Source organism: Marinicellulosiphila megalodicopiae (genome assembly GCF_045862395.1).
Lineage (GTDB): Bacteria > Pseudomonadota > Gammaproteobacteria > Pseudomonadales > Natronospirillaceae > Marinicellulosiphila > Marinicellulosiphila megalodicopiae.
In genome coordinates this window covers 785,297-799,621 of sequence record NZ_AP023087.1, presented here as the reverse complement: position 1 = coordinate 799,621, position 14,325 = coordinate 785,297, and the positions used below count along the sequence as shown (strand labels likewise).

7 protein-coding genes and 1 rRNA gene are annotated in these 14,325 nt (G+C 37.3%); 4 read left to right on the top strand and 4 right to left on the bottom strand.

From position 1 onward, the window contains the following. Positions 1 to 219: 219 nt before the first annotated feature. From TYM08_RS03305 to TYM08_RS03295, 3 genes are all read right to left on the bottom strand, one after another. Positions 220 to 1,759, bottom strand: a 16S ribosomal RNA gene (locus TYM08_RS03305). 433 nt (positions 1,760 to 2,192) lie between these two features. Continuing rightward, positions 2,193 to 2,720 carry a c-type cytochrome gene (locus tag TYM08_RS03300; protein ID WP_422381548.1) on the bottom strand — a complete coding sequence of 176 codons (528 nt, stop codon included), beginning with the start codon at positions 2,718 to 2,720 and terminating at the stop codon, positions 2,193 to 2,195. 89 nt (positions 2,721 to 2,809) lie between these two features. After that, positions 2,810 to 3,568, bottom strand: a complete 759-nt coding sequence (locus TYM08_RS03295; protein ID WP_422381547.1) for an SDR family NAD(P)-dependent oxidoreductase — start codon at positions 3,566 to 3,568, stop codon at positions 2,810 to 2,812. A 222-nt stretch (positions 3,569 to 3,790) separates the two neighbouring features. On the opposite strand from TYM08_RS03295, the gene TYM08_RS03290 reads away from it, so the two are divergent. Further along, entirely contained in the window at positions 3,791 to 6,823 is a 3,033-nt protein-coding gene (locus tag TYM08_RS03290) for a DUF6701 domain-containing protein (protein WP_422381546.1), read from the top strand. Positions 6,824 to 7,037: 214 nt separating this feature from the next. Next, on the top strand, positions 7,038 to 8,381 hold the full coding sequence (locus tag TYM08_RS03285; RefSeq protein ID WP_422381545.1) for a sensor histidine kinase: 1,344 nt from the start codon (positions 7,038 to 7,040) through the stop codon (positions 8,379 to 8,381). A gap of 560 nt (positions 8,382 to 8,941) precedes the next feature. On the opposite strand, the gene TYM08_RS03280 is transcribed toward TYM08_RS03285, so the two are convergent. Next, positions 8,942 to 9,466: a hypothetical protein gene (locus tag TYM08_RS03280; protein ID WP_422381544.1), complete on the bottom strand. Its 525-nt coding sequence runs from the start codon at positions 9,464 to 9,466 to the stop codon at positions 8,942 to 8,944. A gap of 212 nt (positions 9,467 to 9,678) precedes the next feature. Here TYM08_RS03280 and TYM08_RS03275 point away from each other — a divergent pair, with 212 nt between their 5' ends. Together TYM08_RS03275 and TYM08_RS03270 are read left to right on the top strand one after the other, a co-directional pair. After that, a complete protein-coding gene (locus TYM08_RS03275; RefSeq protein ID WP_422381543.1) occupies positions 9,679 to 10,935 on the top strand; it encodes an efflux RND transporter periplasmic adaptor subunit in 1,257 nt (418 codons plus the stop codon). Between the two features lie 27 nt (positions 10,936 to 10,962). Then, a complete protein-coding gene (locus TYM08_RS03270; RefSeq protein ID WP_422381542.1) occupies positions 10,963 to 14,064 on the top strand; it encodes an efflux RND transporter permease subunit in 3,102 nt (1,033 codons plus the stop codon). Positions 14,065 to 14,325: the final 261 nt, after the last annotated feature.

Below are 14,325 nucleotides of genomic sequence, written 5' to 3'. Positions count from 1 at the left end.
ATTTTTTCGCACAACGCTTGTATATAAACTCAGTTTTTAAATAATTGTTTCATGTAAGTGTCATAAATGGCGCTTACAGTCTTTCAATACATAAAACTTATTTTCATTTTCCAAATTTTTAAAGAACATGATTTTTTATACAGCCTGACTAAATTAGCCAAGCTATGTCAAAAAATCTAAAAAACAATTTGTGTGAACACTGATCAAAGTCTTATCGTTTAAGGAGGTGATCCAGCCCCAGGTTCCCCTAGGGCTACCTTGTTACGACTTCACCCCAGTCATGAATCACAAAGTGGTGACCGTCCCCCCGAAGGTTAGACTAGCCACTTCTTTTGCAACCCACTCCCATGGTGTGACGGGCGGTGTGTACAAGGCCCGGGAACGTATTCACCGTGGCATTCTGATCCACGATTACTAGCGATTCCGACTTCACGCAGTCGAGTTGCAGACTGCGATCCGGACTACGAAACACTTTGAGGATTGGCGCCCCCTCGCGGGTTAGCAACCTTCTGTATGCTCCATTGTAGCACGTGTGTAGCCCTACTCGTAAGGGCCATGATGACTTGACGTCGTCCCCGCCTTCCTCCGGTTTGTCACCGGCAGTCTCCTTATAGTCCCCGACATTACTCGCTGGCAAATAAGGATAAGGGTTGCGCTCGTTACGGGACTTAACCCAACATTTCACAACACGAGCTGACGACAGCCATGCAGCACCTGTCTCAGAGTTCCCGAAGGCACTAAAGCATCTCTGCTAAATTCTCTGGATGTCAAGAGTAGGTAAGGTTCTTCGCGTTGCGTCGAATTAAACCACATGCTCCACCGCTTGTGCGGGCCCCCGTCAATTCATTTGAGTTTTAATCTTGCGACCGTACTCCCCAGGCGGTCTACTTATTGCGTTAGCTGCGCCACTAAGAAGACAAGCTTCCCAACGGCTAGTAGACATCGTTTACGGCGTGGACTACCGGGGTATCTAATCCCGTTTGCTCCCCACGCTTTCGCACCTCAGCGTCAGTATTTGTCCAGGGTGTCGCCTTCGCCACTGATGTTCCTTCAGATCTCTACGCATTTCACCGCTACACCTGAAATTCCACACCCCTCTACAATACTCTAGTATGCCAGTTTTGGATGCAGTTCCAAGGTTGAGCCCTGGGCTTTCACATCCAACTTAACATACCGCCTACGCGCGCTTTACGCCCAGTAATTCCGATTAACGCTCGGACCCTCCGTATTACCGCGGCTGCTGGCACGGAGTTAGCCGGTCCTTCTTCTTTGGTTAACGTCACGGCTGATTGCTATTAACAACCAACTTTTCCTCACCAATGAAAGTGCTTTACAACCCTAAGGCCTTCTTCACACACGCGGCATGGCTGCATCAGGCTTGCGCCCATTGTGCAATATTCCCCACTGCTGCCTCCCGTAGGAGTCTGGACCGTGTCTCAGTTCCAGTGTGGCTGATCATCCTCTCAAACCAGCTACGGATCGTCGCCTTGGTAGGCCATTACCCTACCAACTAGCTAATCCGACGCAGGCCCATCTAATAGTGTATGGCCCGAAGGTCCCATACTTTGGTCCGTAGACATTATGCGGTATTAATCCAAATTTCTCTGGGCTATCCCCCTCTATTAGGTAGGTTCCTACGCGTTACTCACCCGTCCGCCGCTCGACGCCTTCTAGCAAGCTAGAATCGTTTCCGCTCGACTTGCATGTGTTAAGCCTGCCGCCAGCGTTCAATCTGAGCCATGATCAAACTCTTCAGTTTATATCTAGATACTCATTATTATTAAAACTACTGTAAATAAAATTCACTATGCAAGCTCTAATTGAGTCAAATTTTTTGTGCCTCTCTCACATCCACAAGATACTAGACCTTAGTAAATGCGGAGCGGCTATTCGACTTCAACCAGTGCCCACACAAATTGTTTTTTTGTTTGTTAAAGAACGTTTGCTTAACTGTTCACTTGGAGCCGTTAAGCGAGGCGCGCATTATATAGAGCTGCGAACCTTTGTCAATCTTTTTTAAAATTTAATTTTGAATTAGATTTTAAAAATTACTAACTGAATCAAGGACTTAGAACGCTTTGTTCTTCGCTTTGATTCCCCTCTGTGTCAGCAGGGAGGCGAATAATACGCGCTTTAGATTTGAGTGCAACCTTTATTTGATTTTATTTAGAAGAATTTTAAGCTGAGCAATTTTAATGACGCTCCAGCCAACTTTGATAAGTCTCATCGCTCCAATAAGATTGAAAAGATGCAATCAAATCCAAAATTTGATCATCACTTAAAACAGCTCCCCAAGCAGGCATTGAAGAGCCGTATTCAATAAGCCCATACTTTATTACTTCATGTAATTGACCCAATGGATGATGCCAAGTATGAGCAGTGCCATTTAATGGAGGTGGTGGATACCCACCCTCATCCAACGATTCTTGCCAATTTTCAGTACCTATCCCATCTTTCAAATGGCAACCGATACATAATTGATTATAAATAGCTTTACCTTTATCAATTCGCTCAATGCCATACCAACGCTGAGTTTGCTTATTTTGATGTATAACATCAGGCACTTGGAACAGATCTTTTGCTTTTTTTGCAGCCAAAGTTGACTGATACTGTTTATACTTAGTTTGCAATTCAGTATTTAACTCGCTTGGTTGAGCACTACATAAAGAAGCAACTATATAACTTAGAACTGATACTAAAGTTAGCTTGGTTAATCTCATTTTTTATACTCATTTATAATACAACACCATTGTAACGATAATTTATGTATAAAACTCAAACATACCCCACACACTTCATTGATAACCAGTTATTTATTTATAATTTTCATACCTGTCAAAGGGGCTATAATACTCAGCCATTTTGCTAGAATCGACTTGCCGATGTGAATAGTCTTGTTCCCTTTTTTTACACGGTAAACTATTTGCTTTGCCGCCTGTGAAGCCGACATTGGGGAAATATTATCTGGCAAGCTGCCTTTATGAAATTGCGTATTAATCAAAGGCAATAAAACTTCTATTACATCAACTTTAAGTAAGGCACACTCCCACTGCAAACTTTGTGTATAAGAATGAAGCGCTGCTTTAGCAGCACTATAAAATGCTTGCTGAGCCTTTGGTAAATACACCAATCCAGTTGTGATATTGATTATCATGGCATGAGGTCGTTTTTTGAAATAGTCCAATATTTCAGAACACAACATAACCGGTGCTGTAAAATTTAATAGCATATCCTGATGCATGGATTCCACTAAATTAATAGGATCGAGTAACTGCGTAACATGCTTTGCACCAGCATTGTTAATCAAACAGTCAAATGAAGGGTGCTCATTAATAACATGATTTAACATTTTTTTACGCTGCACTGTATCCGTAATATCACAGCAATATATAATTAATTTTGGGCACATTTTTTTAGCACGATTCAATTTCACCTCATTCCTTGCACAAATTATCACTGTATTTTGTTCACATAATATTTTAGCTAAAGCGAACCCAACCCCTTCGCTGCCACCAGTAATTAGAATTGTTTTATCAACTAATCTAGTTGATTCTTTGATTGCATTCATAATACACCCTAATAAATTGATAATGACTCAATACTAAACGAACAGCATTCAAAAGCATTAACCCGTGTTAAGCACATTAAAAAAGCATCCTCCCTTATTTAATCAAATCAAATCAAATGCTGAGTCATCAATCAACGGTTACGCAAAACACACAAAAATTTACAACGAATTAAACATGTTGATACTACCTTTAACATACATCGGTCGAATTTCGAGTTATATATGTTCAAAAACCAAGTGAGGCATTTTTCAAAAAGTATACAATTATTCAGCCTATTGATTTTAGGTTTTATAAGTACATCAATTGCTTGGGCTGATGCCTCTGATAGCTGTAATGATGTTTTTACAGATGCAGTCGGTGCATCCAGTAATAATGGCACCATAGAAATCGGCTACCAAAGTGTAATCTATAACAATCCTGACACTACATTAAATGGCAGCTCAATCATTTATAACGCCTATCAATCCCCAAAAACTTGTGACTCTGATTTTTGCTCAGCAACGGGTTCTCCTTTTACTCCTTTTACCTTACCTACTTTTCAAACCCAAACTGGTGGTGCTGATTATTACGTCGCTTATCAGTCGCAAATGAGTTTTGACGGCTCTGTTACTGATATTAAAAGCATTGGAATGGACTCTGAAGGGCAATTAGATATGGCTGCACCCTCAGGTGGTGTTTACAAAATTGAATCCTTAACATTTGGGGATCGTGGTACCGTTAATTTCGCCGCTGGTGATTATTATGTCGAAACTCTAGCCACCACTTCAAACATGGCATTTAATGTTATTGGAAGCGGCACAGTAAGAATATTTGTAAAAAATTACGCCTATATTCAATCTTACGCTGATTTTAATTCACCAAGTGGACTTGAAGGTGATACAGGTAAATTAATTTTTGTTTTTTATAATGGTGTATTTTTTAATAGCGGTTCAACATTTTCGGGTTACATGTATGTGCAAGGAAAATTCGAATCTCAATCTACTAATGAATTTTGGGGCAGTATTGCCGCAGATGAAATATGGACATCAAGTACCGTCACATTAAATTATAGAGACCCATTATTAGCACCTACCTCTCCGAGTTTTACTGATATCTGTACTTTAACTGGAGGTGGCGGTGCACCAAGCATTGATCACTTTAATATCAGCTTTGCACCCACAGGGTCGACTTGTCCGGGGTTTGCCAGCGAAATTACTATCAGAGCACTTGATGCATCCAATGCGATAATTACCGATTATGTTGGCAGCATTGATTTAAGTGTTTCAAGCGCACACGGAACCTGGAGCATTAATAATGCTGACGGAACACTTACTGACAGCACCGATGATGATGGCCTTGCTAGTTACACATTTGTCGCCTCCGATCTAGGAGAGATTGTCCTTGATTTAGAAAACACCCACGCAGATACCAGCATCATTACTGTTGAAGACAGTGCAGCATCAGTTAGTACCGACAGCAGCGATATTAGTTTTGCCGATAACGTATTTTTAGTAGAGCCTGATGCATTACAAATTGCAGGCAAACCATTGGGTGTGAAAGTTACCCTGATATTAACGGATGCAAGTAGTAATCAATGTGGTATTGCAACAGATTACAATCAAGTACAAATCAAATCTTGGTACGACCCTATTGTTTTATTAACGGGAAATAACGCACCTAAATTAAACAATGTGAAGCTAAAAAGTAATGAGCCAAACTCATTTAATGAGACTTTTAACTTTGTTAATGGTATTGCCAATATCACATTGACTAATGATGATGTTGGCCAATTTGAATTTTATGTATTGGACGAAATTTCACAATATAAAAATGATAAATTTGGTGCACCATTAAGAATTGAAGGTCAATCACCCACTATAACTTTACGCCCATTTGCCTTGGCTATGGATGTTGCTAACGATGCAGATGCAGCAAATAGCTTAGCTGCAGATGCCAATGGCTCTATTTTTAAAGCTGTAGATGAAAACTTTACCCTTACTGTCACACCCGTTTTATGGGACAGCGCAGATGATATCAACAATGACGGAATAGTTGATGTAGGCGCAGACCTAAGTGATAACGATGTGATCCCCAATTTTAATTCAACCAATGAAGCCATAGAAATTACGGTTTCAAATTTGCTACCTGCAGGCGGAGTCACTGGAACATTATCTGGCACAACTTCAAGCAGCGATTATTCAAGTAATAGTCATGATTATGTTTTAAGTTATTCAGAAGCAGGTATTGTGTCATTAAGCGCACAAATTACTAACAACGGATTTTTAAACAGTGGCGTGGATGCATTAACCACTTTAAATACTGTGGGCCGATTCATTCCAGATCATTTCAGCGTCAGTTTAAACGCTGTCAATTTAGTTGACGGATTTAATGCTTGCGGCATTACTTATCAAGGACAAGAATTAGCTTTAGATACAACATTAGATTTTACGTTTAACGCATTAAACGCTTCTGGCTTACCTGTATTAAATTACGCAGGGGATTTTAATAAATTTGACACTGCAAGTTTTTTACCCACATTAAACAGGACCGCCACCACTAGCACACTGGGTACCGCTCCAAATATTTCATGGCTTGCACCTTCTATTTCAGATGAAACCAATTTTGACGGTGATTGGGTTATTTCAATTGAAGTCGACTCCATTGAGTTTCCAAAATCAAACAGTTCACCATTAACAAGCGATTTACCTTTTTCTGCAGAATTATACGCACAGGTTTCAAGCGCCCTATTAACGGACTCTGATGATGTTTGTTTTGATACAGGCTCTGGATGTTCAAATTTCGAGTCCAACGATATTACCGGAGCTACCATTATTTATGGCGTAGTATTTTTACAAAACCAAATTAAATCAGAATTAATGGATGCAACCTTACCTGTTAAGCTAAAAATATGGGCTACTCAAAATAATTTAACGGATTTTTACACGATAACCAGTGATAGTTGCAGCATATTTAATCTTACTGATTTTGAATTTTTATCCTGTACGGAACAGTCTGGGACTTGGTGTGACGCAACTTATCAAAATACGTTTGCAGCGCCTCATAGTTTTTCTGGAGTAACATCAGGAGAAGCAAATGCCACTATTGATGGCCCTGGTGAAAACAACACAGGCCGCTTACAAGTTAAACTCAATGTCCCATCCTACTTGCAATTTGATTACTTAGGCATAGGTGTCGATTCACCAACATCCACAATTGATTTTGGAATCAACAACAATCAGGACTCCATTATTTATACTCAAGATCAATATAGATAGTACTTCACTAAAAAATCAATGTGACGTTAACAAAACATCACATTGATTAATAAATATTTGATAAATAATAGCTATAGTAAAATAAAGACCATAAAAAATTATGAAGCCATACATGACTTAAACACTCATATTTTTTAAATACCATCACTACTATGAGTATTTACACAGGTGCAATACAACACCAGAAGCGATATTGTAATAGGTAAAATGAAATATGTTCGGATTCAAAAAAAACAACGACAAAATAACAAAATTTTATGAACTCACCACGCAACTTTCTTATGCGGGCGACATCTCGCAATTGTCTTATTTAGCTATTGACTACGCCTTAAATAATTTAGGCTTTGATCGATTAGGGGTGCTTTTATATGACAAGCAAAATGACAAACTAAAAGGCACTTGGGGCACAGATCGTGATGGCGTATTAAGAAACGAAGAAGATTTAAGCATTGAAATAAGCTATGACCATCGTATTCAAATGGATGCTGATAAATACAAAGGCATCATTGATGTTCAAGAAGACCGAAAATTATACGACGGAACAGAATGTGTAGGAAAAGGATGGCATGCAAGCATAGTTATTTTTCATAAAAATGAATGTCAGGGATGGATATTTTCAGATAATTTAATTTCGCAAAAACCCATTACTGATGAATTACTCGAAACCTTAAAATTGTTTGGTGCAATCGTTAGCCAGTTACTAGTGCGCATTCAATCCCAAAAACAATTTTCTGAAATAAATTTAGATTTAGAAAATCAAAATTCATTTTTAGAAAAAACAATGGAAAAACTTTCTTATGCACAAGATCAAATCATAGAAAGTGAAAAACTGTCAGCGTTAGGAAGATTAGTGCAAGGCATTTCGGAAGAATTAGCAGACCCTTTGACAGACTCATTAAATGCAACAACAGAATTCAAAACGATAGTGGACAGTTTCTTTACCAAACAACTAGAAGGAAATTTAAGTGATAGCGACATGCGAGATTTTCATCAATCTGTAGGAACTTTATTTAATAAAATAAATAAAAACCAAAGTAAAGCTTCTCGCTTATTAGGTCAATTCCAAACCATTGCATCTAATCAAACAGATGATTCCATTAGAGAAGTTGAAATCGATACCGTTATACCTGATTTAATAGACAACATAAAACAAGTAAACAAAGCGCTTCAACACGAATTTATAGTTGTAAGCGAAACTGAAGTAAAAGCAAAATTACAAATAAGTTTATTAACTCAAGTCTTTAATCAGCTTGTAACGAATTCTTTACAGCATGGATTTCCAGGGCTTGACACTGGCATTATAAAAATACTCATCACAACCGACAGAAATAACAAAAGATTGATCATTCAATATTCAGATAACGGAAAAGGAGACTCAACTAATTTAGAAAATTTATATGATCCATTTTCACAAACTCAAAGCAAAAAAGGTTTAGGACTTGGTACTTTCATTATCTACAATTTAATTGTACAAAGAATGAATGGATTTATTGAGGCAACTAACCAAGAAGGTGGTGGATTACACTATAAAATCACCATTCCAATTGATCCAACATAAAACAAGCCTCACCTAAATTACAATTTTACAAAATATGCAACTATACAGATCAAAAGCAATAACACATTATGCATTAAGTACATACAAATGATGATTAAAAAAATCGTGAATATTTTATTATTTAGAACACATATTAAATTAAAAAAAATTAATAAATATAGAAACGTTGCAATAACAATATCATTCAAAAGTAAATGAATTTAAAAAAACCGAGTTGGTCAGCATTACTCGCTTTACTATCTAATTCAATTAATTGGTTTTGTAGATATTCTCTAATTATATATTAAATGGCATTACCAATCGTTTCTACGAAATTATTTTTCATACAATTAACAACGCATCAAAATATACTTTTAAGTCAATGATAAATTATAAAAAAATCATGCACACTAACATCTCTTTATTAAACACAATTCATACTTATTAAAATTAGACAATCATCATCTCACACTTCATATGAGCATAAGAGACAACCCTACAGAAAGTAGATATTAGAGCAATATCTGGAACAAATTTCCTAGGGCGCGGTAGATTTTTTCGCGACTCACTAACTTTCCCACTTATTCCTCTAACGACTTAACATTCTGCACAATAGCCAGTATCAGCAAACACAAAGCCAACCCCATTAAATGAATTTGATAGACATTCACAAAATACTGAATCTCGATTCCCTGTCCTGTTAATGCTGAAGGAAACACCAATGCAACCACACTTAATATTGCAGGCAGCAACGGTGTACAACATAACAAAGGACTAATAAAACCAATTAAAAAGCCACCACTTGCTGGCGCAGTTTTACAGTGTTTTTTATTACGCATTAAATACACCCACAAATTCACCAGCACTGCTTCAAAACTTGCAAACACAATCGACAATAATAAAATTTTAATACTGATATTTTTAAACGACTCAATACCAATTTCTCCACCAATCACTTCTGATGGAAAAATCAACAAATGCAAAAATAACATTAAGCCAAATACAACCATGCTAATTTTTTGAGTTGCAGACGAATCAATTGTCAATACAAATGCGAATTGCAATCTTTTAATAAATCGTTTTAACACACTGTCATTTGTCGTCATGTTTTTCTCAATCGGTCTATTTATATTATCCTACATTAATAGAGTTTAAATTCTTTCTTTAATTACAGCTGTTTATTGTTATTTTTTAACATAAATATCAAACCTACAACCTGCAATATCTATAAGCAATTTCTCATCTATTCTTAGCATTCTTGCGTATAACATCAAAACCTTAAAACCTACCTTAAAACCGAACCGCTGGGACTTTAAAAATGACTACTCACTCCACCGCGCCAAAACCCTCTATATTTCGACGATTTTTACCACTTTGGCTAATCCTTATTGCATTAGCAATCATCACAGTAGTTGCTAAAACCGGTGGAAAACCACCAGTGGCACAGGTAAGTGCTGACAAACCCAATCAAGCCGCTTATGTCACAACCGCCACCATTAAACCGGGCAGCTATGCTCCCAGCTTAAGCCTCTATGGTACGCTAAAGGCCGATAACCAAGTAAACGTCATTGCAAAAGCATCTGGCAAGGTAAGTTCCGTCAATGTAAAAAATGCCCAGCGCGTTAATAAAGGCGATGTGTTACTCACAATAGAAAATGCTGACTTACAATTTCAACTGGATGCAGCGCGAGCAAATTTAGATGACATTCAAGCTAAAATCGATGCACAAAACATTCAGTACAAAAGTGATGTAAACGCATTAAAAATTGAACAATCATTATTAGACATCAACGAAAAATCATTATCTCGCCAACAAGCGTTAGTAAAAGACGGGTTAGCCTCACAAAGTGATTTAGAAAGTGCGCAACGCGCCTTACAAAGTCAAAAACTTCAATTAAACAATCGTGAATTAACTGTTGAAAAACATGCTTCGACAATCAACCAATTAAATGCTTCAAAAAAACAAATTCAATCTACGTTTAATCAACTACAAAACAGCGTAAATGATTTGACGATTAAAGCGGATTTTTCTGGCGTGGTTAACCAATTAAATATCAAAACATTTGAAGAAGTCAGTCTAAACCAATCACTATTAACATTGGTGAACCAGTCGGCTTTATTAGTTGAAACTTATGCAGCTGTTAACTCATTGTCTTTTGCAGATTTAAACATTGGCTCAACCGCTATTGGTAAAATTGATGATATAAAAATCAACTTAACGTTAACAAGCTTTGACCAAGTAGCAAAACAAGGGGCAATTAAATTAACCTTTAGCGCTATGAATCAAACAGACTTAGCGGTAAATCGCTATATGAATGTCCAACTTCCTTTAAAAAGCATTGATAATATTTATTCAGTGCCAGTACATACTGTTTACTCAAACAATAGAATTTATGCAGTGTTAAATGACAAATTAAACAGAATTAATATTGAAGTGTTGGGTAAACAAGACAACAATTTATTAATTAAAATTATTAATTCAGATTCAATAACAACGTCTGAATTTAATTTATTAACCACTCGATTAAATGATGCAATTAACGGCCTTGAAGTCAACGTTGTTGAATCTAAATAAAATTAATCGAGCTGAGGAAATAAAAAAATGAAATCATTAATAGAAAGTTTTGCAAGACATCGCATCGCATCCAACATTGTAATGTTTGTGATTATTCTAGGTGGCTTATGGTCATTAAACAGAATCAATACACAGTTTTTACCCGACTTTGAATTAAAATTAGTCAATGCAGTTTCCGTTTGGAGTGGCGCTAATGTTGAGGACATGCAATCGTCCATAGCAGAACCTGCAGAACGAGCGATTCTTGCGATTACTGAAGTAGACTCAGTCAACACAACCGTAAGAGAAGGCTACGCAAATTTAAATGTGACACTTAAAGAATACGTAGACGATGTTGATCAAGCCATGAGCGACATTCAAAATGCGGTAGATTCCATTAGCCTACCTGAAGGCGCTGAAGAATTTACTGTTGAACAATTTACTTTTTTTGATCCCGTAGCCAATGTTATTTTATATGGCGATTTGACCTTAGAAGAACTGCAAATACTTTCAGAAAAAACTGAAAAAAGTTTACGTAACGCAGGCATCAGTAAGTTAGATGTATCGGGCTTACCAGAAAAACAATTAAATATAGAGTTAAGCATTGAACAGTCTCTTGATCGTAATCAAAGTGCACAACAATTAGGTAATTTATTACGCGCACAAAACAGCAACACACCTGCTGGCCAAATTGAAAGCAATAACAGTACGGCCCCATCTATACAAACACAATTACGTTTTTCAGAACAAAGTAGCGAGATTCAAAACTTAAGTGACGCGTCTATTTCATTAAATGAATTAAAATTTAATTTAACAGATTTAGCCGACTTAACTTATGAATTTAATAACGACGAACAAACTATTTTCTATAAAGGCCAACGTGCGGTTATTTTAAGTTTAAGCCGCGCTAAAAACGAAGACACATTAGAAGTGGCCGACCGTTTAATTCAATGGGAAAAAGACTACACCCAAACATTACCGCAATCCGTTAATTTAAAAGTGTATAACGAAAACTGGAAATTCGTAAAAAGCCGAATCTCAATCATTGTTAACAATGGCTTAGGCGGCATGGCGTTAGTGTTAATCATTTTGTTTATATTCTTAAATTCACGTTTAGCTTGGTGGGTAGCAGCGGGTATTCCAATTAGTTTCTTGGGTGCGTTGATTGTGATGGATTTTTCCGGCACCAGCATCAACATGATTTCACTGTTTGGTTTTTTGATTGCGCTGGGTATCATTGTTGATGACGCCATTGTGGTCTCAGAGGACACCTACGCCGAAATAGAAAAAGGCGCGACACCAGAAGACGCCGCTGTAACCGCAGCACATAGAATGTTGCCAGCGATTATTGCAAGTAGCATCACCACAATTGCTGCATTTTTACCATTATTGTTAGTAGGTGGCCAAGCAGGCACGTTTACTAAAAGTGTACCGTTGGTTGTGATCTTTGCCATTGTTGCTTCATTAATAGAATGTTTCATTATTTTACCGGGTCATTTAGCTCACAGTTTAAAAGCAAAAAAAGACAAAAAAGAAAATAAATACCGTAAGTGGATTAACGACAAAATCGATTACGTACGTGAAAATCCTTACAGAAAATTAGTCAGACTTGCGATTAATAACCGCCGTGCTTTATATGTGATTATCGTTTCATTATTTATTTTGTCTATTACTATGGTAACCAGCGGTCGAGTTAAATTTGTATTCTTCCCTGCTATTGCGTCACCACAAATTGAATTAGAAGTTGAGTTTTCACAAGACAGTCCAGCGTATTTATTATCAGACTACTTAGATAAAAACGAACAAATAATTTTAAATATTGAAAAAGAATCAGGCGTAAGTTTTGTACAATCGGTAATTAAAAATGTAGCCACTGGTGACGCGCATTCAGGTTCTATATTTGTAGAGCTAGACAGCAGCACCGATCGCGCGTTAAGTAACGATCAAATATTAACTAAATGGCGTGAAAATTTAGAATTTTACCCAGGTTTGTTATCGGTTAAATTTAAAGAAGGTCAACAAGGCCCAAGCACAAACAGCGTATCGTTTAGGCTTTCAGGTGACGACTTAACTGAATTAAAAGCAGCGTCAAACTGGCTACAAAACCAAATGGCAACCTTAGGCACCGTGGTAGAAATTACCGACAACCTACCGTTAGGCGCAGAACAAATCATTTTATCTATTAACAGCGAAGGTGTGGCTGCGGGACTAACCGTTCAATCGTTATCACAACAAATCAACACCATAACTGGCACAACAACCGTACAAGAGTTACAGCATTTAAATGACGACTTAAAAGTACAAATTGGATACAACAACTCGTTTACCCATTGGCAGGATATTAAAAATATTCCGATTCAATTAAACGATGGAAGCTATCGCCCAATTGGTGCCTTTTTAGATGTCCAATACTCAAGAGCCATTGAACAACTCAACCGAGTAGACGGCGAGTTAGCAGTAGTAGTCAGCGCAAAACGTGCAGATCGTAATGTGAATTTAAACGAAGTGAACAAATACGTCACCGACACTTATATTCCACAATTATTGCAACAGTTTAATGTAAACGTAAACCTAGAAGGCGACGCAGCTGGACAGGCATCGTTTTTAGTAGACGTACAGTTTGGCGCATTAATTGGTATGTTCTTAATCTTTGGTGTACTGGCTTGGGTATTTGAAAGTTATGCATGGCCGGTAGCGGTAATGGCTGCGATACCACTTGGTTTAACTGGCGCAATCTTTGGTCATTATTTCATGGGTCTAGAATTATCAGCATTATCAATCTACGGATTATTTGGCCTAAGCGGAATTGTGATCAATGACTCGATTGTATTAGTGAGCTACTACAAACGTTTAAGGGAAGAAGGGGTTGCGATTTACCAAGCGATTGAAGAAGCAGCCGTAAGACGTTTTCGCCCTGTAGTACTGACATCGATGACAACCTGTGGTGGTTTAACCCCACTATTATTTGAATCGGCTTTTGATGCACAATTTTTAATCCCAATGGCAGCAGGTTTAGTATTTGGTTTAGCCTATGCAACTATTTTGATACTGTTATTTGTGCCAGCTTTGTTGGTGAGTATTGAGAAAAGACGTGGGGTTAATAAGGCCGAACTAAATAAAGAGCTTAATGAAGCTTTGTTAGCTGTTTAGTTTTTAGGACTCGTAAAGCCTTGGTGATGACTTTGTTGTTGCTGGGGCTTTTTATATAATTGATATTTACTAAAATACCTCCCCCACCCTCCTCAAAACAATTGAATTTTCAATCGGCTTTATTTTTTAAATATAATTAGTCAGAGTACAGCTCTTTCCTTTTATAGACCTCTATCGATTTCGACGGTATAGTTGTTTATTATAATATTCAAATAACACTACTGTTACCCTATTTTTTATTTGCAGTATATATAGCTGTTT

Coding starts and splice junctions, on each gene's coding strand:
- TYM08_RS03300 (WP_422381548.1), bottom strand. CDS start 2,720: ATGAGATTAACCAAGCTAACTTTAGTATCAGTTCTAAGTTATATAGTT.
- TYM08_RS03295 (WP_422381547.1), bottom strand. CDS start 3,568: ATGAATGCAATCAAAGAATCAACTAGATTAGTTGATAAAACAATTCTA.
- TYM08_RS03290 (WP_422381546.1), top strand. CDS start 3,791: ATGTTCAAAAACCAAGTGAGGCATTTTTCAAAAAGTATACAATTATTC.
- TYM08_RS03285 (WP_422381545.1), top strand. CDS start 7,038: ATGTTCGGATTCAAAAAAAACAACGACAAAATAACAAAATTTTATGAA.
- TYM08_RS03280 (WP_422381544.1), bottom strand. CDS start 9,466: ATGACGACAAATGACAGTGTGTTAAAACGATTTATTAAAAGATTGCAA.
- TYM08_RS03275 (WP_422381543.1), top strand. CDS start 9,679: ATGACTACTCACTCCACCGCGCCAAAACCCTCTATATTTCGACGATTT.
- TYM08_RS03270 (WP_422381542.1), top strand. CDS start 10,963: ATGAAATCATTAATAGAAAGTTTTGCAAGACATCGCATCGCATCCAAC.